The 25,918-nt window shown below is 27.9% G+C and carries 26 protein-coding genes; 12 read left to right on the top strand and 14 right to left on the bottom strand.

Annotated features, from left to right (window positions below; all coding sequences use genetic code 11):
• Positions 1–714: a 2,3-bisphosphoglycerate-dependent phosphoglycerate mutase gene (locus tag ACIJYF_RS06505; RefSeq protein WP_435116218.1), complete on the top strand. Its 714-nt coding sequence runs from the start codon at positions 1–3 to the stop codon at positions 712–714.
• Here the strand turns inward: ACIJYF_RS06505 and ACIJYF_RS06510 are convergent.
• From ACIJYF_RS06510 to polA, 7 genes are read right to left on the bottom strand one after another with little or no spacing between them, the layout of a single operon-like run.
• Positions 692–1,381 carry a nucleotidyltransferase family protein gene (locus ACIJYF_RS06510; protein ID WP_435116220.1) on the bottom strand — a complete coding sequence of 230 codons (690 nt, stop codon included), beginning with the start codon at positions 1,379–1,381 and terminating at the stop codon, positions 692–694. The genes ACIJYF_RS06505 and ACIJYF_RS06510 overlap by 23 nt on opposite strands.
• Positions 1,371–2,333, bottom strand: a complete 963-nt coding sequence (locus tag ACIJYF_RS06515) for a phosphotransferase (protein ID WP_435116222.1) — start codon at positions 2,331–2,333, stop codon at positions 1,371–1,373. Before ACIJYF_RS06515 ends, ACIJYF_RS06510 begins: the two co-directional genes overlap by 11 nt.
• 9 nt (positions 2,334–2,342) lie before the next feature.
• Positions 2,343–2,798, bottom strand: a complete 456-nt coding sequence (tsaE, locus tag ACIJYF_RS06520; RefSeq protein WP_435116224.1) for a tRNA (adenosine(37)-N6)-threonylcarbamoyltransferase complex ATPase subunit type 1 TsaE — start codon at positions 2,796–2,798, stop codon at positions 2,343–2,345.
• On the bottom strand, positions 2,782–4,068 hold the full coding sequence (ahcY, locus tag ACIJYF_RS06525; protein WP_435116226.1) for an adenosylhomocysteinase: 1,287 nt from the start codon (positions 4,066–4,068) through the stop codon (positions 2,782–2,784). The genes tsaE and ahcY overlap by 17 nt, the downstream gene beginning before the upstream one ends.
• 43 nt (positions 4,069–4,111) lie before the next feature.
• Positions 4,112–5,653, bottom strand: a complete 1,542-nt coding sequence (locus tag ACIJYF_RS06530) for an ATP-binding protein (protein WP_435116228.1) — start codon at positions 5,651–5,653, stop codon at positions 4,112–4,114.
• Entirely contained in the window at positions 5,653–6,360 is a 708-nt protein-coding gene (locus tag ACIJYF_RS06535; protein WP_435116230.1) for a response regulator transcription factor, read from the bottom strand. Before ACIJYF_RS06535 ends, ACIJYF_RS06530 begins: the two co-directional genes overlap by 1 nt.
• A 49-nt stretch (positions 6,361–6,409) precedes the next feature.
• A complete protein-coding gene (gene polA / locus ACIJYF_RS06540) occupies positions 6,410–9,184 on the bottom strand; it encodes a DNA polymerase I (protein ID WP_435116232.1) in 2,775 nt (924 codons plus the stop codon).
• A 116-nt stretch (positions 9,185–9,300) separates the two neighbouring features.
• Between polA and ACIJYF_RS06545 the strand changes: the two genes are divergently transcribed.
• Entirely contained in the window at positions 9,301–9,852 is a 552-nt protein-coding gene (locus tag ACIJYF_RS06545) for a biotin transporter BioY (protein WP_435116234.1), read from the top strand.
• Here the strand turns inward: ACIJYF_RS06545 and ACIJYF_RS06550 are convergent.
• Positions 9,845–10,408 (bottom strand): ActR/PrrA/RegA family redox response regulator transcription factor, encoded by a 564-nt coding sequence (locus tag ACIJYF_RS06550; RefSeq protein WP_435116236.1) that lies wholly within the window; start codon positions 10,406–10,408, stop codon positions 9,845–9,847. The two genes, ACIJYF_RS06545 and ACIJYF_RS06550, sit on opposite strands and share 8 nt — an antisense overlap.
• 146 nt (positions 10,409–10,554) lie before the next feature.
• Between ACIJYF_RS06550 and ACIJYF_RS06555 the strand changes: the two genes are divergently transcribed.
• From ACIJYF_RS06555 to speB, 3 genes are read left to right on the top strand one after another with little or no spacing between them, the layout of a single operon-like run.
• Complete coding sequence (locus ACIJYF_RS06555; RefSeq protein WP_435116238.1) at positions 10,555–11,739, top strand: type III PLP-dependent enzyme; 1,185 nt, start codon at positions 10,555–10,557, stop codon at positions 11,737–11,739.
• Complete coding sequence (locus tag ACIJYF_RS06560; RefSeq protein WP_435116240.1) at positions 11,739–12,782, top strand: 1,9-bis(guanidino)-5-aza-nonane synthase; 1,044 nt, start codon at positions 11,739–11,741, stop codon at positions 12,780–12,782. Before ACIJYF_RS06555 ends, ACIJYF_RS06560 begins: the two co-directional genes overlap by 1 nt.
• A 3-nt stretch (positions 12,783–12,785) precedes the next feature.
• Entirely contained in the window at positions 12,786–13,661 is an 876-nt protein-coding gene (speB, locus tag ACIJYF_RS06565) for an agmatinase (RefSeq protein WP_435116242.1), read from the top strand.
• Between the two features lie 2 nt (positions 13,662–13,663).
• Here the strand turns inward: speB and ACIJYF_RS06570 are convergent, their stop codons facing one another.
• From ACIJYF_RS06570 to ACIJYF_RS06585, 4 genes are read right to left on the bottom strand one after another with little or no spacing between them, the layout of a single operon-like run.
• Positions 13,664–14,212 (bottom strand): queuosine precursor transporter, encoded by a 549-nt coding sequence (locus ACIJYF_RS06570; protein WP_435116244.1) that lies wholly within the window; start codon positions 14,210–14,212, stop codon positions 13,664–13,666.
• Positions 14,212–14,523, bottom strand: coding sequence for a 50S ribosomal protein L28 (gene rpmB, locus ACIJYF_RS06575; protein ID WP_435116246.1), 312 nt, complete (start codon positions 14,521–14,523; stop codon positions 14,212–14,214). Before rpmB ends, ACIJYF_RS06570 begins: the two co-directional genes overlap by 1 nt.
• Before the next feature lie 52 nt (positions 14,524–14,575).
• A complete protein-coding gene (locus ACIJYF_RS06580; RefSeq protein WP_435116248.1) occupies positions 14,576–15,628 on the bottom strand; it encodes a quinone-dependent dihydroorotate dehydrogenase in 1,053 nt (350 codons plus the stop codon).
• The gene (locus ACIJYF_RS06585; protein WP_435116250.1) at positions 15,628–17,190 is read right to left on the bottom strand and encodes a lysine--tRNA ligase; all 1,563 of its coding nucleotides are present in this window, start codon (positions 17,188–17,190) and stop codon (positions 15,628–15,630) included. The genes ACIJYF_RS06580 and ACIJYF_RS06585 overlap by 1 nt, the downstream gene beginning before the upstream one ends.
• A gap of 89 nt (positions 17,191–17,279) precedes the next feature.
• On the opposite strand from ACIJYF_RS06585, the gene ACIJYF_RS06590 reads away from it, so the two are divergent.
• The 3 genes from ACIJYF_RS06590 to ACIJYF_RS06600 are packed head-to-tail and all read left to right on the top strand — an operon-like array spanning position 17,280 to position 20,834.
• The gene (locus ACIJYF_RS06590; protein ID WP_435116252.1) at positions 17,280–18,719 is read left to right on the top strand and encodes a TrkH family potassium uptake protein; all 1,440 of its coding nucleotides are present in this window, start codon (positions 17,280–17,282) and stop codon (positions 18,717–18,719) included.
• 2 nt (positions 18,720–18,721) lie between these two features.
• Positions 18,722–20,098, top strand: a complete 1,377-nt coding sequence (locus tag ACIJYF_RS06595) for an AmpG family muropeptide MFS transporter (RefSeq protein WP_435116254.1) — start codon at positions 18,722–18,724, stop codon at positions 20,096–20,098.
• Positions 20,088–20,834 (top strand): NlpC/P60 family protein, encoded by a 747-nt coding sequence (locus ACIJYF_RS06600; RefSeq protein WP_435116256.1) that lies wholly within the window; start codon positions 20,088–20,090, stop codon positions 20,832–20,834. Before ACIJYF_RS06595 ends, ACIJYF_RS06600 begins: the two co-directional genes overlap by 11 nt.
• On the opposite strand, the gene ACIJYF_RS06605 is transcribed toward ACIJYF_RS06600, so the two are convergent.
• A complete protein-coding gene (locus ACIJYF_RS06605; protein ID WP_435116258.1) occupies positions 20,831–21,727 on the bottom strand; it encodes a prephenate dehydrogenase in 897 nt (298 codons plus the stop codon). The two genes, ACIJYF_RS06600 and ACIJYF_RS06605, sit on opposite strands and share 4 nt — an antisense overlap.
• 1 nt (position 21,728) lies before the next feature.
• A complete protein-coding gene (gene hisC, locus ACIJYF_RS06610) occupies positions 21,729–22,811 on the bottom strand; it encodes a histidinol-phosphate transaminase (protein WP_435116260.1) in 1,083 nt (360 codons plus the stop codon).
• A gap of 188 nt (positions 22,812–22,999) precedes the next feature.
• On the opposite strand from hisC, the gene metX reads away from it, so the two are divergent.
• The 4 genes from metX to rplU all read left to right on the top strand — a co-directional run bounded on the left by metX (position 23,000) and on the right by rplU (position 25,916).
• The gene (metX, locus tag ACIJYF_RS06615) at positions 23,000–24,118 is read left to right on the top strand and encodes a homoserine O-acetyltransferase MetX (RefSeq protein ID WP_435116261.1); all 1,119 of its coding nucleotides are present in this window, start codon (positions 23,000–23,002) and stop codon (positions 24,116–24,118) included.
• Positions 24,119–24,120: 2 nt separating this feature from the next.
• The gene (gene metW, locus ACIJYF_RS06620; RefSeq protein ID WP_435116263.1) at positions 24,121–24,717 is read left to right on the top strand and encodes a methionine biosynthesis protein MetW; all 597 of its coding nucleotides are present in this window, start codon (positions 24,121–24,123) and stop codon (positions 24,715–24,717) included.
• 1 nt (position 24,718) lies between these two features.
• The gene (gene gloB, locus ACIJYF_RS06625; RefSeq protein WP_435117997.1) at positions 24,719–25,438 is read left to right on the top strand and encodes a hydroxyacylglutathione hydrolase; all 720 of its coding nucleotides are present in this window, start codon (positions 24,719–24,721) and stop codon (positions 25,436–25,438) included.
• A 64-nt stretch (positions 25,439–25,502) separates the two neighbouring features.
• Positions 25,503–25,916, top strand: coding sequence for a 50S ribosomal protein L21 (gene rplU / locus ACIJYF_RS06630; protein WP_435116265.1), 414 nt, complete (start codon positions 25,503–25,505; stop codon positions 25,914–25,916).
• Positions 25,917–25,918 lie beyond the last annotated feature (2 nt).

Raw genomic sequence — 25,918 nt, forward strand, 5'->3', positions numbered from 1 at the left:
ATGAGTTATTTAATTTTAGTTAGACATGGTCAAAGTACATGGAACCTTGAAAAAAAATTCACAGGATGGGTTGATGTAGATTTAACTGAAAATGGTAAATTAGAAGCAAAAAAATCAGGTGGACTAATAAAATCAAAAAATATCAATATTGATATTTATTACTCGTCCTTTCAATTAAGAGCAAAAAATACTTTAAAATTAATAAAAGAAATATTACAGGATACAAAAATTTCAAAAGAGGCTTGGCAATTAAACGAAAGACATTATGGAGCGCTTACAGGTTTAAATAAAGATGAGATGAAATTAAAACTAGGTGAAGAAAAAGTTCATCAATTTAGACGTTCATGGGATTTGCGACCAGATCCATTAGATAAAAATAATCCTTATCATCCAACAAATATTGAAACCTATAAAGAAATACCAATAAACAAAATTCCTGATACAGAGTCTCTAAAAGATACTTATGAAAGAGTATTAGAGTTTTATAAAAAAGATATAGAAAATAAAATTTCAGAAAATAATATTTTAATTTCTGCACATGGAAATTCAATTAGAGCATTATGTAAATATTTATTTAAATTAGATGAAAATCAAATTTCAAAATTAGAAATACCAACTGGAAATCCATTGTTAATTACTTTAGATGACAATAAGAAAATTACTGATTGTAAATACTTGGATGATGAAAGAGCTAAAGATCTTGTAGTTTTTTAAAAGTTTTAAGATCTGTTAAATGATAAAAATCATTATTAGTCTCAAAACCATAAAGTTCTTTTTTTTCAATTAAATCATTCCACAAATTATTTATTGAAAATTTTTCAGTTTTATAAATTGAAAACAGTTTTTTATTTAATATTTGACAACCTGTATAAATAAATTTTCTATCATTATTTTTTATAATTAAATTATCTTTAAGATCAAAATCACCATTTAAATTCTTATCAAAACTTAAATCTTTGTTAACAAGTAAAAGTATGTTGTTAAGTTGTTTGGAAAAATACAATTTTTCCATTTCAATAATTTCTTCAGAGTAATTTTTTTTCCAAATTGTATCTGGATTGAATATTAAAACATCATCTTCTTTTGTATGGTTTAACATATTTTTTATACCACCACCTGTATCAAGAATATTTTTACCATCTTCAATAATTGATATTTTAGGTTTAAAATTTTTTTTATTTATAAAATTACGAATTTGATCTTTAAGATAAAAAGTATTGATAAAAATCTCTTTTACATCCAAACTTTCAATTAAATTAATGCAAGTTTCAAGCACTGAAACATTGTTTAGTTCAATCAATGGTTTTGGAGTATCTAGAGTTAATGGATTTAATCTTTTTCCAAACCCTGCACACAAAATTAGAGCAGTATTAATTTTCATCTAAATTAGTTATTAATTTAGGAAAACCAGATGCTAATAACAACTTCAAATTATATAATTCTTTATTTTTGTTCATTCTATTATCTATCATCTTCCATGCATATGGAATGAGCTTTAAGTATTTTTTTTTCTTATCTCTTTCAGCTAACCTTGTGAATATACCAATAATCTTTAAGTTTCTAAGAACTGATAAAATATCAAAATCATTTTTAAATTTTTTTGCATGAATGTTTTTATTAGTTTTTAAGTAATAATTGTAAACTTTATCTTTTAAAGAATTGGATGTTTTATATCTTACATCATCTATCAAAGAAGCTAAATCATAAGCTCTGTTACCAATAAGAGCGTCCTGATTATCAATTAAGCCTATCTGATTTTTTGAATTAATAATTAGGTTTGAAACATGGAAATCTCTATGAACAAAAGTATTGTTTTCAAATTTTAATTTTGACAATAAAAGCTTAATCTCTTTATTAAATTTATCTTTGAATAGATAAATTTTTTTTTTATTCAATTTTTTTGGAACATACCAATCATTAAATAATTTTGTCTCATCTAATAAAACTTTATTGTTATAATTCTCAATATTATAAAGTTTATTATTAAAATTTTTTACTTTTTTATCTTTTATTTTTTGAATTTTATTCAAAACATTAATTACTTTTTTTAATATCAAATACTGATTTTTTTTATTTTTTATAAATTTTTGATAAATTGTTTTGTTTCCTAAATCTTGTATCTCAATATAGTTATTTCTATAATTTTGACTTAACAATTTAGGGGCAATTATATTATTTTTGATTAAGATTTTATTAATTGAGTCATAAATTAATAAATTTTTAATTTTTTCTATATTAGCAAATACGATAATTGAATTCTTTTTGGTATTTCTATAAAATTTTCTAATAGATGCATCACCTTTGATTTTCTTAAAATCTTTTGAAAATTTCATATTAGAAGATTAATCTAAACCAACAATTTTAACAGATCTATTATTTAATTCATTTTCGTAGTTAAATATTAAATCTATAGTCTTATTTAATTTTTTTTTATTAATTAATTGAGGCCACTCTATCAGAGTTATTGTGTTTTTTTTATTTTCAAATATGTCCAAATTTTTTAGTTCAGATTTGTCTTTTAATCTAAACAGATCATAATGTTTAATACTAAGATCATCTACATCATACTCATTGAGTAAATTAAATGTTGGACTTGTTACCTCACTAGTCTGTAAATTTTTTTTTATTTGAAATTGATTTATCAAATATTTTACAAAGGTAGTTTTGCCTACACCCATTTCTCCATATAAAAAAATTATCTCCCCACCTTTTAGATAATTTGACAGCCCTTTAGCTAATTCTTTGGTCGTCTCTTCTGAAGATATATCTATTATGCTATTTTTAATAGCGATAGGCATCTGGTTTGAATGGACCTTCAGTCCCAACACTTATGTAGTCTGCTTGTTCTTTAGATAATTTAGTAAGTTTAGCACCTACTTTTTTTAAATGAAGAGTTGCCACTTTTTCATCCAAGTGTTTAGGGAGTACGTAAACTTTATTTTCATAATTTTTATGATTATTCCAAAGTTCAATCTGGGCAATTACTTGGTTTGTAAATGAAGCGCTCATAACAAAACTTGGATGTCCAGTTGCACAACCTAAATTAACTAGTCTACCCTCTGCCAATAGAATAATTCTTTTTTTACTTGGCAATTCAATTTCGTGAACTTGTGGTTTAACTTCACTCCATTTGTAATTTTTTAAAGCTTCAACTTGAATTTCATTATCAAAGTGACCAATATTACATAGAATTGCTCTATCTTTCATGTCTCTCATATGATCAGCAGTAACAATATCTTTATTTCCTGTAGCTGTTACAACGATATCTGCTCTACTAATTGCTTCTTCCATTAAAACAACTTCGTATCCTTCCATTGCAGCCTGTAACGCACAGATTGGATCCGCCTCGGTTACTAAAACTCTCGCTCCACTTTGTCTTAATGATGCGGCACTTCCTTTACCAACATCTCCAAAACCAGCTACGATTGCAATTTTTCCTGACATCATTACATCTGTTGCTCTTCTAATTCCATCTACAAGACTTTCTCGGCAACCATACAAATTATCAAATTTTGATTTAGTCACTGAGTCATTGACATTAATTGCTGGCACCAAAAGAGAATTATCTTTTTCCATTTTGTTTAAAGCTTTTATTCCAGTAGTAGTTTCTTCAGAAACTCCTTTTATATCTTTCATTAAATCTTTATATTCATTATGCATAATTGCAGTTAAATCACCGCCATCATCTAAAAGCATGTTTGGTTTCCAGTCAGGTTTGCCAACTATAGTTTGCTTAATACACCAAAGATATTCCTCCTCAGTCTCGCCTTTCCATGCGTAAACAGGTATTCCAGCTTTTGCAATTGCTGCTGCAGCATGATCTTGAGTTGAAAAAATATTACATGAAGACCATCTCACCTCTGCTCCTAGAGCAACTAATGTTTCTATCAGAACAGCTGTTTGGATAGTCATATGCAAACAACCGATAATTCTTGCGTCTTTTAAAGGTTTAGTTTCTGAATATTCTTCTCTTAATGCCATTAATCCTGGCATTTCACTTTCTGCTATAGATATCTCTTTTCTACCAAACTCAGCTGATGATATATCTTTTACTTTGTAATCTTCCATGGAAAAGTTTTATACAGTTAACCAACAACAAATCAAGTTAAGATTAAACGCTTGGAAACCTTATTTCTACAATTGCTCCTTCTCTATCCAATCGGTTTGATGCTATAATTTCACCATCATGAAGATCAACTAAATTTTTAACAATATTTAGTCCAAGGCCTGAATGTTCTCCAAATTTATCTGGTCTATTGCTATAAAATCTTTTGAAAATTTTTGATGTATCTTTTTCTTTAAATCCTTGCCCATCATCAATAATCTTTACCAAAATTTTTTTAGCTGCAGTATTTGATATATTTACGTAAATATTTTCACCATCTTTACAAAATGAAATTGAATTGTCTAGTAAGTTAGCAATTATTTGCTCAATCCTGTTTTCAATGCCATTTATATTATAGTTTTTGTTACCATTATTTTCATAGTTGATTTTGATATTTTTTTTAAGCTTTTGAATACTATTGTAATCCTCAACAACAGATTGAATAATTGGCTCTATATTAATTTTTTTCATCTTTTCTTTACTAAGAGCCACTTCATCTTTTAGCATCTGCGAATAATCAGTAATAAGTCTTTCAATTCTTAAGACATCGTGACTAAGAATATTTAATAATTTCAATCTTTGTTCAGAGCTATTAGTATCTTGTAATATCTCTGAGGCACTTTTTAGGGATGCCAATGGATTTCTTATTTCATGGACTAGATCTGTAGAAAAATTCTCTGCGTGAGCAACTCTTTTTTGAAGCTCAATTGTCATATCATCCAGTGATTTTGATAAAAGTCCTAATTCATCATTACGACTTTTTAAATTTTCAATATTTGTTTTAGTCTGGCTTTTTTCTTTAATTACTTTTGTGTAGCTTACAAGATTTTGAATTGGTCTAATAAAATATCTGCTCAATACAAAAGAGAAAATTAAAATTACAAAACCTACAGCAATTGCTGTCCTAAGAACAAAAGCTTTTCTCTCATCGGTAGCTATTTTGATATCATTAGCATTTTCTGTAATAGCTATGTATCCAATATTTAAATCATCTTTAGTTACATTTTTAATTGTAATTAATTTAAATTGATTAAGATCTTCTTGTATGAATGTATAGAAGTTTCCATAATTATCAGAATTTAGATAATCTTTTAAAACTTTTTTAAAAGAAAAATCTTTTTTTTCAGAAAAATCTATATTTTCATTTTTATCATTCTTATCATTTTTATTATTATTTAAATTTTCAAATTCAATTTCATCTAATCTCGTAGAGAAAGATCTTGGATCCAGGTCTAATGTGTCTGTGTCTCCCATAAGACTATAATCATTATCAAAAAATATTACCCTATCTAGGTTTTGAAATATAAATCGTGTTGAAAATAAAAACTTTCTTATATCTTCAACATCAAATTTTACATCTAGTCTTACAAGAGTATTAATAGTGTTATCTATTACATTTACGTGTTTTACTGATTTTTTTTTAATTAGATTAGGTTGAACGCTGTTTAGATAAATAAATGTAAATAAACTAATAATTGTAAAAATTATAAAATTTATAAATAAAAATTTTTTTAATATAGATAGACTTTTTAAGTATTTACTAAACATTAGCTAACATTCCATCTATATCCACTACCATATCTAGTTTCAATAGCTGAAAAATCAGGGTCTACTTTTTTAAATTTTTTACGAATTCTTTTAACATGACTATCAATAGTTCTGTCCTCAATGTCAGTGTCTTCTCTATAAGCAATGTCCATTAACTGAGCCCGTTCCTTAATAATTCCAGGTCTTTTTGCTAACTCTTTAACAATTAAAAATTCTGTTGTGGTCAGTTTATCTGGGAGTTGTGTGTTATTCCACTCACATTCAAGTTGAGATGGATCTAATTTTAACCTTCCATGTGATATTAAACTTTTGTTTTCCTCTAAAATATTATTTGAGTCTTTCTTTCTTAATTGAACTCTAATTCTCTCAATCAAAACTTTAATTGAAAAACCTCCAGATTTTTTTACAAAATCGTCTGCTCCTAATTTCAATCCTAATAATTCGTCAATCTCATCATCTTTAGATGTCAAAAAAATTACTGGTAATGATGTTTTTTTTCTAAGTTTTTTTAGTAACTCCTCACCATCCATTTTAGGCATCTTTATATCGACTACTGCTAAATCAGGAGGTGTTCTTGTTAAACCAATTAATGCACTTTCACCATCAATATAAGTTTGAACTTTAAAACCTTCTTTCTCTAAGGCGATACTCAAGCTAGTAAGGATATTTCTATCATCATCTATTAACGCTATAGTTTGTTTGTGCATCCCTTATATAAAAATACTAAATTGTTCTAAATTGGGCAATATAATAAAATTAATGAAGCATTCCCCAATTATCTCCAACATTAACATCAACAGTAAGTGGAGTTGAAAATGAATGATAGTCACTTTGAGCAACACTGGTCATTTCTTCTTTGATTAATTTAATCATTATTTTTTCATCTTTTTTTGGGACTTCAAATATTAACTCATCATGAATTTGTAAAAGCATTTTAGATTGAATATTTTTTTGTTCTAATAATTTTTTGTCTAATCTAATCATAGCTAAGCGCATAATTTCTGATGCCGAGCCCTGTATAGGTGCGTTGATTGCAGCCCTTTCTTGAAAATTTCTGACATTAAAATTTTTATCATTAATTCCATTGAAGTGAGAGCGTCTACCAAAAATATTATTTACATAGCCACTTTTTCTACAAAACTTAATTGTGTTGTCCATGTATACTTTTATCTCTGGGAATTTAGCAAAGTAAGCATTTAAAAATTCTTCTGCCTCATAATTTGAAACATTAATTTGCTTTGCTAAACCATACTGTGAAATTCCATAAATAATTCCAAAATTAATTGCTTTAGCTTTTCTTCGATGATCTTGATTTACTTTTTTAATATCTATGTTGAAAATCTGGCTTGCTGTTAAAGAGTGGATGTCCTCATTATTTTTAAATGCTTTTTTAAGCTCTTTAACATCTGCAAGATCTGCTAAAATTCTCATTTCAATTTGATTGTAATCTGCTGAAATTAATAAATGATCTTTTTTAGCAGCAAAAGCTTTTCTAATATCTTTTCCATCTTCAGACTTAATTGGAATATTTTGTAAATTTGGATCACTGGATGCTAATCTGCCAGTTGTAGTAGCTGCTAATAAAAAAGAAGTGTGTACTCTTTTCGTTCTAGGATTAATATGTTCTGGAAGAGAATCTGAGTAAGTATTTTTTAACTTTGATACTTGTCTCCAGTCTAAAATTAGTTGTGGAAATTCGTGCCCTTTAAAAGCTAAATCCTCTAAAACACTTGCGCTTGTTGCAAAACTTCCCTTTTTAGTTTTTTTTAAACCTGCAATTTTAAGATCATTATAGATTATTTCTCCTAATTGCTTTGGGGAAGCAATGTTGAATTTCTTTTTGGAAATTTTAAAAACTTTTTTTTCTAAATTCTTAATTTTTTTTTCAAATTTTAAAGAAAGAGATTTTAGAAATTTACTATCTACTTCAATTCCTTCCATTTCCATAAAAGCAAGAATTTTTATTAATGGTTTCTCAAATATTTCATAAATATTAACCATTTTTTCTGACTTTAAATTTTTGATAAGTTTTTTATATAATCTAAAAGTTATATCGGCATCTTCAGCAGCATAATCTTTAGCTTTATCAATCTCTACATCACTAAAATTAATCTCTTTTTTTCCAGTTCCAACAATCTCTTTAAAAGAAATTGTTTTGTGGCCTAAATGAATTTCAGATAATGTGTCCATGTTGTGTCTATTTTTTCCAGCGTCTAATACATATGACATAAGCATTGTATCTTCCATTGATGAAATTGTTATTCCCTGTTTATACAAAACTATAAAATCAAACTTAATATTTTGACCAATCTTTTTAACACTAGGATCTTCCAATAAAGGTTTTAGTTTTTTTATAACAATATTTTTATCAATACATTTTGATAATTTATGTCCAATTGGAATATAACAAGCTTTACCGATCTTAGAGCATAAAGAAACACCAACTAAATCTGCCTGATGAGGATCTAAAGAATTTGTTTCAGTATCTACCGCAACCTCTCCCGCTTCTTCAGCTTCTTTTATCCATTCATCAATTTCATCAGAATTTTTTATTAAATGATAATTTTTATTATTAATTGTCTGCTGCTTTTCTGGGGATTTTAATTCACTTGGTATGCCTGATAATTTAGGTTCACCATATGTAGAAATGACAGAACTTAAAAGTCGGTTAAACTCCATCTCTCTTAAAAATGCATAGAGCTTATCTTTGTCTATTTCTTTTAACTTAAATTCACTTAACTCCCTATCAATTGGAGCATCTTTCATTAAAGTTACAAGTTGTTTGCTAATTAATGCTTTGTCTTTATTTTCAATTAAAGTTTCTCTTCTTTTATTTTGTTTTATTTCACCAGCTGATTTTAAAAGTTTTTCTAAAGTTCCATACTTATTGATTAATTCTGCAGCTGTTTTAACTCCTATACCTGGTACACCTGGAACGTTATCACTGCTATCGCCAGCAAGAGATTGTACGTCTATTACTTTTGAAGCATCTACTCCAAATTTTGTTTGAATATCTTCTTCTGAAATAAATTTATTTTTCATAGGGTCAAAAATACGAACCCCTCTTTTATATAATTGCATCAAATCTTTATCTGATGAAACAATTGTAACTTTAGCACCTTTCTTAAGTATTTTTTCAACATAAGTTGCAATTAAATCATCTGCTTCGTAATTGGGTAAATCAACTGAAGGCAAATTAAAAGCTAACACTGATTTTCTGATATACTCAAATTGAGGTGCCAAATCATCAGGGGCCTCTGAACGATTAGCTTTATAATCACTATAAATATCATTTCTAAATGTCTTTCTGGCAGAGTCGAAAATTACTGCAAAATGAGTTGGTTTTTGTAAATTCTGATCAGATTTTGAGTCTTCAAGTAATTTAAAAAGCATACTACAAAAGCCACTTACAGCTCCAGTTGGCAATCCATCACTTTTTCTAGTTAATGGTGGTAGAGCATAATAAGCTCTAAAAATATATCCAGAGCCATCAATAAGGTAAAAATGATCTGTTTTTTGAATTTTATCCATTAAAATTTCATTAAATATTACAGGCCTATTAAAATCTGTATATAAAAAAATTTACTTTTTTTAAGATCGTTAATTATGTCTAGATTATTTTAAAGTTTGATAGTATCATTCTTTTTATGGAGTTAACTAAAAATATATCTCAAACTAAATTAATAAAAATAGTCTTTGCAATAATACTTGGATCTATAGCACTAACAATTTCAGCTAAAATTAAGATACCTTTTTACCCTGTTCCAATGACTATGCAAACATTTGTAGTTTTGTTTTTAGGTGTCAGCCTTGGATACAAAATAGGACTTGCAAGTATAGGTTTATATTTATTTGAAGGAATTTTAGGTTTACCTGTTTTTTCAAATTCTCCAGAAAAAGGTATTGGATTAGTTTATTTTACAGGTCCGACTATGGGATATTTAATAGGTTTTCTAACTGCAGGTTATTTGGCCTCAAAAATAAATAATAAAGATAATTTTTTAATTATTTTAGTCAAGCTTACAGTGGCTACTTCAACAATCTATTTATTAGGATTATTATGGTTGGGAACTCTTATTGGATGGGACAAACCAATTATAGCATTAGGAGCCAAACCATTTCTACTTGCAGAAATTTTTAAAGTAGTACTTTTGGCTCTAGTAACAAAACAAATTATAAAAATTAGAAGTTTTATCTAGGCGATCTTTTAGAGAGAATTCTTTGCAGAGTTCTTCTATGCATTTTCAACCTTCTTGCAGTCTCAGAGACATTTCTATTACATAATTCAAATACTCTATGTATGTGTTCCCATTTCACTCTATCTGCAGACATTGGATTTTCAGGAGGGGCAGCTTTTTTTGCTGGATCTGCAAGTAATGCCTTTTCAACATCTTCTGCATCAGCTGGCTTAGCAAGATAATCAATAGCACCCTCTTTAATGGCTGCTACTGCTGTTGGAATGTTTCCATAACCTGTAAGCATAATTATTCTGCTTTCACTATTTGAATTTTGAATTTCTTTTACAACCTCTAGTCCATTACCATCTCCCAGTCTTAAATCTACCACAGCAAAACCAGGTTTTTTTGCTTTAACAGAGTCTACGCCTTTTTGTACACTTTCTGCTTGAGTAACTTCAAAACCCTTTTTTTCCATAGCTCTAGCAAGTCTTTCTCTGAACGGATTATCATCATCAACTATAAGTAGAGATTTATTCTCAAAATCGTTGATATTTTTAAGGACCACTTGTTCTTTCATTGACCTAATATGGTGATTAGCTCAGATAATTCAATGCCTATTATTTGCTTTACATTGTTAATCTATAGCCTTAATAGGAGGAAATTTTAAAGTTTTTTAGCAATAAAAAGCTTTTTTTTATTAAATTTTTTTTGGAGGCATTTTAAATGCAAAAATTTAAATCAGTTGAACAAATAATAAATCAGCTGAAACCTGAAAAACCGATATACTGTATAAGAAAGAATTCTATTCGATCTGCGGTAAAATATTTCAACAAAAATTTTCCTGGCAAAATTTTATATGCTGTAAAGACAAATCCACACCCTGCAGTAATCCAAACAATTATAGATAGTGGTGTTGAGCAATTTGATGTTGCTTCTATAGAAGAAATTAAAAGTATTAGAAATTTTAGCCAAACAGCAAAATGTTCATATATGCATACAGTTAAAAGCAGAGAGAGTATTAAAGATGCTTATTTTAATTATGGAGTTAAAACATTCTCACTAGATACCAAAGATGAATTGATAAAAATAATTGAAAGCACAAATAATGCAAAAGATTTAGAATTATTTGTTAGGGTTGCAGTTTCTAACGAACATGCTGAAATTGATTTATCAAAGAAATTCGGTGCACTGAACTCTGAAGCTGCAGGATTATTAAGATTAGTGAAACAACATGCAAAAAAAATTGGACTAAGCTTTCATGTTGGATCACAATGCATGCATCCAATTTCGTACTCAAAAGGAATTAATGAAATTGGAAATATAATTAAAAAAACAAAAATTTTACCTAACTACATTAATGTGGGTGGGGGATTTCCAACAATTTATCCTGACTTAATACCTCAATCTATGGATAGTTATTTTAATGAAATTAAAAAAGGATTAGATAACTTAAAACTTGAAAAGTTACCTGAAATTATTTGCGAACCAGGAAGAGCCTTGGTTGCAGAGAGTGGCTCTACAATTGTAAGAGTTAACTTAAGAAAAAAACAAAAACTTTATATAAATGATGGTACTTATGGAACTCTGTTTGATGCAGGAACACCAAATATAGTCTTTCCATCTAAAATGATTAAAGATAATTCAAATAAAATAGTATCAAAAAAATTAACTGCTTTTGATTTTTTTGGACCAACATGTGATAGCATGGATTATATGAAAGGTCCTTTTCTTCTTCCTAATAATATTAAGGAGAATGATTATATTGAGCTTGGCCAATTAGGTGCTTATGGTTTAACATTTAGAACTCAATTTAATGGCTATTACTCAGATGAAATCTTTGAAGTAGAAGATAAACCAATCATGACAATGTATGACAAAGACATTAACAAAGCTACTTTGGTTGCTTAATGTCAGATCATAAAAACCCAGGACATAATAGTAAAAAAGACTTCCTAAAAAATCCTGTTGAGCATATCGATATTACTTCGTTTGACTCTCGAAAAATAATTTCCTCAATGGAGAAAATGTCTTTTGTGTCAAGAGAAACAGCTAATGCTGCAAATATATATAACGAGATGTTGAAAGATAAGGATTGTACAATATTTTTAACTCTAGCTGGATCTACATCGGCTGCTGGATGCATGAATATTTATAAAGATTTGGTAAAATATAATATGGTTGATGCAATTGTTGCAACTGGCGCTTCAATAGTAGATATGGATTTTTTTGAAGCACTTGGATTTAAACATTATCAAGGTTCACAATTTCAAGATGATACTGAACTTAGAAATAATTACATAGATAGAATTTATGACACTTACATCGATGAAGAAGAACTTCAAATGTGTGATAAAATTATTTGTGATATTGCTGATACTTTAGAACCAAGAAGTTATACATCTAGAGAATTTATTTATGAGATGGGTAAATATTTAAAGAAAAATTCAAAAAAGAAAGGCTCTTTAATTGAAACAGCTTTTGATAATAATGTACCAATTTTTTGTCCAGCATTTACAGACTCAAGTGCTGGTTTTGGATTAGTAATTCATCAAGAAAAAAATCCAAAAAAACATATGACTATAGATTCTGTTAGAGAATTTAGAGAACTAACAGAAATTAAAATTAAATCTAAGGGGTCAGGCCTTTTTATGATTGGCGGAGGTGTGCCAAAAAATTTTATACAAGATACTGTGATTTGTGCTGAATTATTAGGTAAAGAAGTTGATATGCACAAATATGCTGTGCAAATTACTGTAGCTGATTCAAGAGATGGTGCTTGCAGTAGTTCCACTCTTAAAGAGGCTAGCTCATGGGGCAAAGTTGATATTACAAAAGAACAAATGGTATTTGCAGAAGCAACAAGTGTATTACCCTTAATTGCAAGTGATGCTTATCATAAAGGTGAGTGGAAAAATAGAGCTAGAAAAAACTTCACAAAAATTTTTGAGTAAAAATTGAAATATCTTTCAAATAAAAATGGATTTCTAGGAATTGATAATAAAGTCAATTTTAAAGAAAAAGTTGTAATAGTTCCTTTTGGTTTAGAGAAAACAGTTAGTTATGGCGGGGGAACCAAAAATGGACCAAAAGAAATTATCAAAGCTTCTCATCAAGTAGAACTATATGATGAAGAATTGAATTGTGAACCGTATAAAAAAATAGGTATTAAAACTTTAAAACCCTTTAAAATAGATAAAGATATCAAAAAAGCACTCTCTAAAATGTCTAAAATCAATAAGGAAATTTTAGATAAAAAACTTTTTCCAATGACCTTTGGAGGTGAGCACTCAATTACACCTGGATGTATTGCCCCTTTTGTAAAAAAATATAAAGATATTTGTCTTCTACACTTTGATGCTCACGCAGATTTAAGAGAGAGTTATAATGGAGAGAAATTTTCTCATGCCTCAGCAATAAAAAGATGCTTAGATTTTCCAAATGTCTCTTTAATCTCTTTTGGTATAAGAAATATATCTGAAAGTGAAATTCCTTTTTTAAAGAAAAACTCATCAAGAATTAATATTTTTTGGGCAAAAGATAAGAATAAATGGAATTTAAATAAATTTAAGAAATTAATAAAGAATAAAATAGTTTATCTTACATTTGATGTTGATGGCTTAGACTCAAGTATTATGCCTGCAACTGGTACCCCAGAACCAGGTGGATTATTATGGGATGAAACATTAAATATTATTAGAATTGCAGCAAAAAATTCAAAAATTGTTGGTGCTGATATTAATGAATTATCACCAATAAAAGGTTTTAATTCCTATAACTTTCTCGTAGCAAAGTTAGCTTACAAAATTTTATCTTACAAATTTTTGTACTAAATTTAAATTGGCTTACTAATTTTAAGTAAAATTCTAAAAGGTATCAACATTACTAAAGATACAAATAATTTTACTGCTAAATCACCTAATGACAATGTTATCCAAGGAACTCCTGTTGCATAAAACGATATTGAAAAAAATAAAAAAGTATCAACTATTGAACCAATAAAAGATGAAGTTAAAGGTGCAATAAACCACTCTTTTTTTCTTAAACGATCAAAGATTTGAATATCTAGTAGTTGTGCTGTGATAAAAGCAACTCCAGATCCAATTGCTATTCTTATTGAAATTAAATCTGCAAAATCAGTTGAGAATAAAAGAGTGAAGATTATTCCTATAAAAAATCCAATATATACAATTTTTCTAGCTACAAATTTACCATAAAATCTATTGGCCAAATCTGTAATCAAAAAAGCTATTGGATAACTAAAAGCTCCATACGTAAGGATTTCACTTAAGCCATAGTAGTTTATTGGAAATTGTACGAGATAATTAGATGATAAAACAACTACTCCCATCAAAATTGATAGGGTAATAAATAGTTTGCTCATTAAGCAGATTTAGCTACAGGCTTTTTCTTAAAAGGAGATTTTATTAGTATGCTTTTTTTTAATTTTTTTAATCTTGGAGATAAATTTTTATTTTTAACAGCTTTAAGAAATTCATCAAAACTACCTTTTTTATCAACAGATCTAACACCTGAATTGCTGACTGTTAGTTTTAAACTTCTCTTCAATAGTTCACTTGTGAACTTTACTTTTTTTAAATTTGGCAAAAACCTTCTTTTGGTCTTGTTGTTAGCATGACTAACATTATGACCTTTCATAGGGATTTTACCGGTTAATTCACATTTTTTTGACATAATAATAGTGCCTATATAAGGGGAGATCGGTAAAGCGTCAAGTTTAATACATTTAAGATAGAGTTTTATTTCCTATAATTTCTGTATAATTTTTAACACCATCTCTAATTAATAATTCTTTTAGCTCCTTTTTAATAATTCCAGCAATATTTGGACCATTAAAAACCATTCCTGTATAGAGTTGAACAAAATCTGCTCCAGCTATAAATTTATCATAAGCTGACTGACCAGAGTCAACTCCACCAACACCTATTATTTTAATTTTTCCTTTTAACAATTTATAAAATTCATTTATCAAAATATTAGATTTTTCTTCTATAGGTTTTCCAGACAAACCACCTTTTTGATGTCTTTGGATATTGCCAAGTTTGTCTCTGGTAGCTTCTGATGTGTTTGAAACAATTATTGCTTTTATTTCATGCTTTAAAAGAATTTCAGAAATTTGGCTCACTTGATCTTTACTTATGTCCGGTGAAACTTTGACTGCAATAGGAATATTTGAATTTAAATTTTTCTTTTCTTCCATGATAGATTTGAGCAGATCTTGTAGCTTATCTCCTTCATGAAATGTTCTCAAATTCTCAGTATTTGGTGATGAAATATTTATTGTTATATAGTCTGCATCATCATAAAAAGTCTTTAATCCAATTAGATAATCATTCAATCTATCACTGGAGTTCTTATTAGGGCCAATATTAATACCTAATAATCCTAATTTTTTATTTCGCTTGATACGATCTTTAACAATTTCAGCACCATGATTATTAAAGCCTAGTCTATTAATCAAAGCTTCATCCTCTACCAATCTAAATACTCTTGGCTTAGGATTACCATATTGTTTTAAAGGAGTAATTGTTCCAACTTCTACAAACCCAAATCCTAACTTAAATAATGCATTATATACCTCAGCGTTTTTATCAAACCCAGCTGCCATTCCAATTGGATTGTCTAAATCTTTACCAAAAATTTTTGTTTGAAATATTGAGTCGTTTTTGTGTTCATGAAATACGTTTGGAATTAAATTAAATTTTAACGACTTGATTGCTAGAGTATGTGCTTTTTCTGGATCTATTTTAAATAATAGTGGTCTTAGTTTAGAAAACATTATTTTAATTTATTCATTAACAGCTCGGTAGTTTCTTTTACACCAAAAAAACTAATAAAAAATCCCATTCGAGGTCCATTTTCATCTCCAAAAACAACCTCATATATCAATTTAAACCAATCTCTTAGATTTTCAGCATAACCATTTTCTTTTCCTGTTGAATAAATCAAAGTTTGAATATCTTCTGGTGACATTTGATCAGTACAATTTTCAAGAGTTTTAACCAATGCTTCGAGTGCCAATCTTTCTGACTGATTTGGTGTTTTATATTTTTTTTGAGCTTTAATTACATCATTAAAGTATTTTATTGCATAACCAACCAAGCCGTCAAAAATTGGAAAATTTGCTTCAGAAATATCTGGTTTATATTTCTTAACAAACTTCCACAACAGATCCTTACTATCAGCATTGCTTGTCTCAACTAGATTGAGCAACATTGAAAATGTCATAATCATCTCTTCCTTTGGGATTTTGCCATTATGAACATGCCATACAGGATTCATCAATAACTGTAGCTCATTTTGTTTTTTAGATTTTTCAATACAATCTAAATAGTCATCAACTGCTTTAGGAACTATTTCTTTATATAGTTTTTTTGCTCTTTTTGGATTTTGATACATATACAAAGATAAGCTCTCTGGTGAAGCATATTCTAACCACTGATCAATTGTAATACCGTTACCTTTTGATTTTGAAATTTTTTCACCCTTTTCATCTAAAAATAACTCATAAGCAAATCCAGAAGGGTTTTTCTTTCCTAACAAGTTTATTATTTTTGTAGATAAAATTGCACTTTCTATCAAATCCTTTCCGTACATCTCAAAATCAATATCTAAAGCGTACCATCGCATTGCCCAGTCAACTTTCCATTGTAATTTACAATTTCCATCTAAAATACTTGTCTCTAATTTTTTTCCTTTATTGTCAAAAATAATATTTGATTTTTGTTTATCAATTTCGATTACTGGAATTTCTAAAACATATCCTGTCTCAGGACAAATAGGCAAGAAAGGACTATAAGTTTGTTGGCGCTCTTTACCTAGTGTGGGAATTATAATATTCATAATGCCCTCATAATTTTCTAAGATAATTTTAAGTGTAGGATTAAAAAATCCACTTTTATAAAGTGATGTAGAGCTCTGAAAATTATAATTAAATTTAAAACTATCTAAAAAATTTTTTAACATTTCATTGTTGTGCTCACCAAAGCTATCAAATTTTTCAAACGGATCAGGAACTTGGGTTAGTGGTTTATGAAGATTATCTTTTAACAATTCTTGATTAGGAACATTATCTGGGACTTTTCGTAAACCATCCATATCATCAGAAAATGTTATGATTTCAGTTGGAAAATCAGATAATTGTTTTAAAGCATTTACCATCATTGAAGTTCTTGCAACTTCACCAAATGTTCCTATATGTGGCAGACCACTAGGACCATATCCTGTTTGAAGAGTAATTTTGCCTTTTTTTTCTATGAAACTTTTTCTTTCTCTAAGTAATTTTTTTGCTTCAACAAAAGGCCAAGCACTAGTTTTGTCTAAATTTTCTTTTTTTATCATGAATTATGCTTCTAAAAATCTTAAATCAGTGATTTTATTAATTCTTATAGAGTTGAAATTTATTTACCATAAAATAATGTTCTTTCAAAATGTCTAATTACAAAACTGTTTTTTTTACACTAGGAATTTTGCAAATAATTCTAGGTGTTTCGATGTTCATACCCATTATTGTACAATTTGCCTACGATGAAATAGACTCATCATTTTTTGGCGCATCAATCATTACGATAATTTTTGGAACTTTATTTTTTTTATCAAATTTAGATCATGATAAAAAATTAAATTTACAACAAGCATTTTTACTTACTGCACTTTCTTGGCTAAGTATTGCAATTTTTGGATCTTTACCCTTTATATTTTCAACAATAGAACTTTCTATAACAGATGCATTTTTTGAGAGCATGTCTGGAATAACCACCACTGGTTCAACTATTATTTCAAATCTAGAATTTACACCAAAGGGAATTTTATTATGGAGAGCTGTACTGCAGTGGTTGGGTGGAATTGGTATCATTGTAATGGCAATAACTTTAATGCCAATAATGAATGTTGGTGGTATGCAATTATTTAAGATTTCAAGCAACGACTTATCAGAAAAAATACTCCCAAAATCAAAAGAGATAGCTTTAAGATTAATCTATATTTATTCAGGATTAACAATAGTTTGTGCAATGACTTATTGGTTATTTGGAATGAGTAAATTTGATAGTTTAACTCACGCTATGACTACAATAGCTACAGGAGGTTTTTCAAATTATAATCAATCTATTGGTTATTTTGATAGTGTTCTAATAGAGATAGCCTCCATGATATTCATTGTCTTAGGAAGTATACCATTTATTGCATACATTAAATTTATAAGCGGAAACAAAAAAATTTTTTTAACAGATGTACAAATTAAAACTTTTTTTAAGATTATTGTTACGACAGTTTTATTGTTGTCTGCATATCTACTTTTAAATAATTATGAAAACTTTAGCCTAAGGTCAGTTTTCTTTAATAGTATTTCTATATTAACTGGAACAGGTTATGTTAATTCTGAATATGATAGTTGGGGCAGCTTTCCAATCACATTATTTTTAGCACTTATGTTCATAGGTGGATGTGCTGGATCAACCACTTGTGGTATTAAGATTTTTAGAATTCAAATTTTATATTCATTTATCTCAAATCAACTTAAAAAAATTATATATCCAAAAGGTGTATTTGTAATTAAATATGATCAAAATTCAGTTGATGATAAATTTATAGCATCAATAATTTCTTTTATTTATTTTTACTTTGTTATTTTCTTTATTCTTGCAGCATTACTATCTTTAACAGGTCTTGATTTTATCACTGCACTTTCAGGAGCTGCCACATCAATCTCTAACGTTGGACCAGGATTGGGGCCTATTATTGGTCCAAATGGAGATTTTTCATCCTTACCTGATATTTCAAAATGGATTTTAACAGTTGGTATGATTTTAGGTAGACTTGAGCTATTTGCAATATTAGTATTATTTCTACCATCTTTTTGGAGGAACTAACAATGCTTGAAATAAAAAAACAATCTCTGTCAGAAACTTTTTCAGTTTATTTTGATAGAAGAATGTTGAGAATATTATTGCTTGGAGCTATTTCTGGTTTTCCATGGGTATTAATTGGCAGTAGTTTAAGTTTGTGGTTAAAAGAAGAAGGTTTAAGTAGATCAACTATAGGATGGGCTGGATTAATATTTGGGGTATATGCATTCAATTATCTATGGGCACCGCTTATAGATAGACTTCAAATTCCTTATCTTACAAAAAAACTTGGTCATAGACGTGGCTGGATAGTTTTAATGCAAATAGCAATTTTAGTTAGTTTGATTGTTTGGAGCTTAATAAATCCAACAGAGAATCTAGCACTATTAATTACAGTTGGTTTGATCATTGCAATTGCATCGGCAACACAAGACATAACTGTAGATGCATTAAGAATTGAACAAATTGGAGAAAATGAAGGTAAATCAATGGCTGCAGGTGCTGCAATGGCAGTTGTGGGTTGGTGGAGTGGATATAAATTGGGTGGTGTAATAGCTTTATTTACTGCAGAGTATTTTCAAAACATTGGCATAGTTAATTATTGGCAATCAACATTTTTAATTTTAGGTGTCGTGGTAATTTTAATGAATATTGGACTTATGTTCGTTCATGAAACTCATTCGGATTCTAGAAAAGTTAATCAAAAGAAAGCTGACGAATTGATTCAAAGTAAAATTGGATCAAAAAATTTTATTACCAATATAATTGCATGGATAAGCGGCACTCTTGGTGGTCCAATAATAAGTTTTTTAAAAAAAAATGGGTTTTCAATAGCTTTAGGTATTTTAGGTTTTGTGTTTCTATTTAAGATAGGTGAGGCATTTTTAGGTCGTATGTCTATAGTATTTTATAAAGAAATAGGATTTTCAAAGGGTGATATTGCTATTTATTCAAAAACTTTAGGCTGGATAACAACTGTAATATTTACTTTATTGGGTGGTCTATTTGTAATTAGATCTGGAGTTTTAAAAGCAATGTTTCTTGCAGGTATTTTAATGGCTTCAACTAATTTATTATTCACAGCATTGGCTTGGAGTGGAAAATCTGAATGGTTATTTGCCGTTGCTGTAATTTTTGATGATATAGCAGCTTCTTTTGCTACAGTTGCTTTTGTAGCATTTATATCTTTATTAGTAGATAGGACTTACACTGCAACTCAATATGCATTACTAGCATCAATTGGAACCGCTGGAAGAACAACACTTGCATCATCATCTGGAGCATTAGTAGATTGGTTAAATGGAGATTGGGGTACATTTTTTATTTTAACAGCAATAATGGTTATTCCTTCTTTAATTTGCTTATGGTTTATTAAAGATAAATTAAAATTAAGTGAAAAATAATTATTTTTTTAAGAAACAATTTTCCAATATTTATAAAAAAGCTTCAAAGAATTCTGAAGTTACATCACAAATAATTTATGGTGAAAAATTTAAAATTTTATCAAAAAACAAAAAATGGGTTAAAATTAAAACTTTATTTGATAATTATATTGGATACATAGAAAATAAAGCTTATGTAGATAAGTATTTTCCAAAATACAAAGTCTTTTCTTTAAAGGCTAGAATTAGTAACAAATTTAATAAAAAGACTAAAAATTTTTTACCTTTTGGATCAAAAGTTGATCTTATTAATGAGAATAAAAATCATATAGAATTTGAAAAAAATAAATGGTTAAAAAAAAGTGATTTAAAAAAGATCAATCATAAAGAAAATAACTTTAATAAAATATTCAAATTATTTCTAAAAACAAAATATGTTTGGGGAGGAAAAACATATAAAGGTATAGATTGTTCTGCATTGCTTCAAATGTTTAATTATTACAATATGTCTTATTATCCAAGGGACACAAAAGATCAGATTAAATATTCGAATAAAAAAATTATAAAAAAAATTTTTAAAAAAGGGGATATCATTTTTTGGAAAGGACATGTTGCAATGTGTATAAATTCAAAAAAATTGATACATGCATATGGACCTGAAAAAAAGGTTTTGATAATGCCCATTTTACAAACAATAAAAAGAATAGATGAAACAGCAAAATTAAAAGTAAAAAAAGTTTCTTCTATTAAATATTAATTTCTGCCAAAATCTGGCTTATTTATATCTTGTTTTAATTTTATAATTTTTGATCTTACTTTTTTGGTTTGAATTAGTTTTTTTAGAATTGATTTATTATTTCTAGAATTAATATCTTTTTTAAATGAATTTAAATTTTTAATAAATAAATCAATTACTTTTGAAATATTTTTTTTGTTATTAAAGAATATATCTCTCCACATGATTTCATTGGAAGCAGCTATTCTTGAGAAATCTCTTAGTCCACCAGCGCTATATTTAATCAAGTCATAATTTTGAATTTTCTCAAAATCTTGTGCTGATTTTACCAAATTATAAGCAATTAAGTGAGGAAGATGGCTCGTCATTGAAAATATTTTGTCATGTTTTTCAGCACTCATAATAACAATTTTTGACCCCATCTTTTTCCAAAAACTACTTAATAAATTTAAATGTTTTTTCTTAGTATTTTTTTCTTTAATTAAAACACACCACTTGTTTTCAAATATATCTTGTTTACCATTTTCAGGCCCACTAACTTCTGATCCTGCAATCGGATGTCCTTGAGTCCAAGTAATACCCTTTTTTAAAAAATTTTTTATTATTTTTGACGACTCTATTTTTGAAGAACCAATATCGGTGATTATATTCTTATTTGATAAAGATTTATTCATTTTAAGAATTAAATTTTTATACTCACTCATAGGTGTGCTTAAAATAATTAGATCTGATTTTTTTACAGCTTGATCTAAATCTTTTATAATTATACCTGGAAGTTTTAATCTTTTTATTTTAGATACATTTGAACTAGATTTTTCATAAATAAAAATTTTATTTGCAATTTTTTTTTTATGTATTCTTCTTAACAGGGAAGAGCCTAGTAGACCGCAACCAATAATTAAAATATTTTTCATATTAATTTAATATATTTTTTACTACATTCATAAATGCTAGATTTTCACTTCTTGAGCCAATGGTTAATCTTAATTTATTTTTAATATGATAACCATCTTCTGTAGATCTAACAATAATTCCCTTGTTTTTGAGTTTCTCATAAAATTCTTTTGCTGAGTGGTTACTTCTTTTAAAATCTAATAATAAAAAATTTGCTGAAATCATATTAGAAAATATTTGGTATCTTTCTAAAAAAGACTTTATTTTCTTTGCAAAAATTAAATTGTGCTTTATTGATTTTTCAATAAATTTAGAGTCTTTAAGCGATTCAACAGCTGCTAATTGAGCAAGTAGACTTACATTAAAAGGTGGTTTAATTATATTTAAGGCATCTATAATTTTTTTAGAACCTAATCCCCACCCCACTCTTAAAGAGGCTAAACCAAAAATTTTTGAGAATGTTCTCAAAATAAACACATTTTCTTTATTTTTAAACAAGTCTAAGCCTGATTTATAATCTTTATTTTTCATATATTCTGCATAAGCATCATCCACAACTAATAAAATATTTTTGTTCAATTTTTTTCTTAACTCCAATAATTCTTTTTTAGTCAAATAAGTTCCTGTTGGATTATTTGGATTTGCTAAAAAAACTATTTTAGTTTTTTTTGTTACCTTTTTTATTATTTCAGATACCGAAATTTTAAATTCTAATTCTTTTGCAAATACTACTTTGGCACCTACAATCTTTGCATATATCCTATACATTAAAAAGCTATATTGAGGCACTATAACTTCGTCTTTTGGTTTTAAATACAACTGACAAATCATTTGAATAACCTCATCCGAACCAGCCCCACATATAATTTTATCACTATTACATTTATATTTTTTTGAAATTTCTCTTCTCAAAAGTTCAGATTTTCCATCTGGATATCTCTCTAATTTCAGTTTTTTATCAGAAATTATTTTCTTTGCTCTAGGACTCATTCCTAAAGCAAACTCATTCGCTGACAATTTTATAATTTTTTTTAATTTTTTTATTTTAGATTTGCCTGGCTTATATGCCTCAATATTAAATTTTTTAAATTTTGGAATGGTCATTTTTTTATTATGAGCTCTTTATAGATAAAAATATAAATTTTTACACTGAATAAGGCAATTTTTAAAAAATTGACATAATAAATAACTTCTAGTACAAAATTTATGCGCTGATTTAACTGAATTGCGAGCGCTTAAAAAAAACCGCTAAAATTGTTTTTTTTCTCACAATTCAAATAATCACTCTTATTATGAATACTGAGATTAATTTAAAAACCTTATTAGTAAAAAAACCACTTAAATTAGATTGTGGTAAAAAAATTAATAATTTTCCTATTGCCTATGAAACTTATGGGACTTTAAATGAGAAAAAAGATAACGCGATTTTAGTTTTTCATGCATTAACTGGTGATCAGTTTGTTGCTGGCTTAAATCCAGTAACTAATAAAGATGGTTGGTGGTCATATGCTGTAGGTCCTAATAAATCAATTGATACTAATAAATACTTTGTAATTTGTTCTAATGTAATTGGTGGATGTCTAGGCTCATATGGACCAAGTCATAAAGATCCTGATACACAGAAAGTTTTTGGTACTAATTTTCCTGTCATTACCATAAATGATATGGTCAATGCTCAATATAATTTGATAGAACACTTTGGTATTGATAAACTTTTTTCAATTGTTGGAGGTTCTATGGGTGGCATGCAAGTTCTTCAATTTATTAGTAATTTTCCAGATAAAGCGAAAACCGTAATACCTATAGCTTGCACATCTAGTCACTCTGCACAAAATATAGCATTTAATGAATTAGGTCGTCAGGCTATCGCAGCCGACAGTAATTGGAATGAGGGAAATTATAACACTAAAAATACAATTCCTAGCAAAGGTTTGGCTGTTGCGAGAATGGCAGCTCACATAACCTATCTTTCCAAAAAAGGTCTCCAAGAAAAATTTGGAAGAAAATTACAAGAAAGAGAAGACCTTAAATTTGGTTTTGATGCTGACTTTCAGATTGAGAGTTATTTAAGGTATCAAGGATCTGTTTTCGTTGATAGGTTTGATGCAAATAGTTATTTATATATCACAAGAGCTATGGACTATTTTGATTTAGCTAAACAGTTTAATGGTAATTTGTCTGATGCCTTTAAAGATACTAAAGCAAAATTTTTTGTAATTTCTTTTACTTCAGATTGGCTTTACCCTACACAAGAAAATAAAGATATTGTAATTGCGCTTAATGCTATTGGAGCTGACGTTGGTTTTGTTGAGATTGAGTCAGATAAAGGGCATGACTCTTTTTTACTTGATGTCCCAGAATTTTTAAATGCTCTTAAAAACTTTTTAGATAAATCCTACACTACTGTTTAATAATGAAAAATGAATTTAAGGTTATTGCTGATCTAGTCGAAAAAAATACACGTGTTTTAGATGTTGGTTGTGCGGATGGTGTGTTAATGGAATTTTTAAGAGATAATAAAAATATTGATATTAGAGGGTTAGAAATATCTAAAAATAAAGTTCAAAAATGTATTGAAAAAGGACTTACTGTAATTGAGGGCAATGCAGAGTTCGATTTAAAACAATTTCCTGATAAATCTTTTGACTACGTTGTACTAAGCCAAACATTACAAGCGTTCTTAAACCCTGAACTTGTAATTAATGAGTTACTAAGAGTTGGTAAAAAAGCGATAGTAACAATTCCTAATTTTGGATATTGGAAAGTTAGACTGCATCTTTTAATAAAAGGAACAATGCCAGTAACAGATACCCTTCCAGATCAATGGTATGACACACCTAATTTACATATGTGTACAATTAAAGATTTTGTATATTTTGTAAGATCTAGAAATTTCAAGATTTTTAAATCATTGGCTTTAAATGAAAAAAATACATCTTTAATTAATAATAAAAATTTGGGAATAAAAAACTTATTTTCTGATTTAGGGATATTTTTAATTGAAAAATAATATTAAAATAGAGATCATTCCCTGCTTACAAGATAATTATAGCTATTTAATCATAGATAAAGATAAAAATGATGCTTGTGTTGTTGATCCAAGTGAAGCTAAACCTATAATAAATTTCATAGAAAAAGAAAACATTAATTTAAAATATATATTAAATACACATCATCATTTTGATCATATTGGTGGTAACAAAGAATTAAAACAAAAATACAACTCTATTGTAGTTGGATACAAGTATGACTCTAAAAGAATTCCTGAAATTAGTGTTTTGGTTGAAGATAAACAAATATGGAAAGAAGATAATTTTGAAGCAAAAATAATTCATATTCCAGGTCACACAACAGGTCATATTGGTTTTTATTTTTTTAATGAAAAAGCAATATTTACTGGAGACACATTGTTTTCACTGGGATGTGGGAAAATTTTTGAAGGAACATACGAGGAGATGTTTGAGTCTCTATCAAAAATAAAAAATCTACCTAATGATACTAAAATTTATTGTGGTCATGAGTACACTCTACAAAATTCAAATTTTTGTATTAAACACGACTCTCAAAATCTAAATCTTCAAAATAAGATAACTAGCATCAAAGAAAAGCTTGATAATAATACCCCTACAATACCATCTACTCTTAAAGATGAAAAAGAATGTAATATATTTTTGAGAGCAAAAAATGTTGATTCCTTTTCAAAATTGAGAGATTTAAAGGATAATTTCTAGTTAATTCGACTTGACTATAGCTTTGCTGTAACTATATTGCGGTAACTTAAATTTAAATCAAACTATGTCATACGCAGTAATAAAAACAGGTGGGAAACAATATAAAGTTAAATCTGGAGAGATTCTAAAGATTGAGAAATTACCAGATTCAAAACCTGAGTCTAAAATAGAATTTAATGAAGTTCTTGCTTACGGTGACGATAAAACTATCGAAATTGGTACACCTACAGTTGCAGGAGCAAAAGTAGAAGCTGATTTAATTAAAAATGGTAAAGATCGAACTATTTTAATCTTCAAAAAGAGAAGAAGACATAATTCAAGAAGAAAAAATGGTCACAGACAAGAACATACAATGATAAGAATTAATAAGATTTTTTCTAAAGATGGTAAAGTTTTATCAGAAGCAGAGAAAATGGTTAAACCAACTAAAAAGGTTGAGGCTGAAGTTAAAGAAAAAGCTGCAGCAACAGGTAAATAAAT

The organism is Candidatus Pelagibacter bacterium nBUS_49, assembly GCF_051200925.1.
Lineage (GTDB): Bacteria > Pseudomonadota > Alphaproteobacteria > Pelagibacterales > Pelagibacteraceae > Pelagibacter.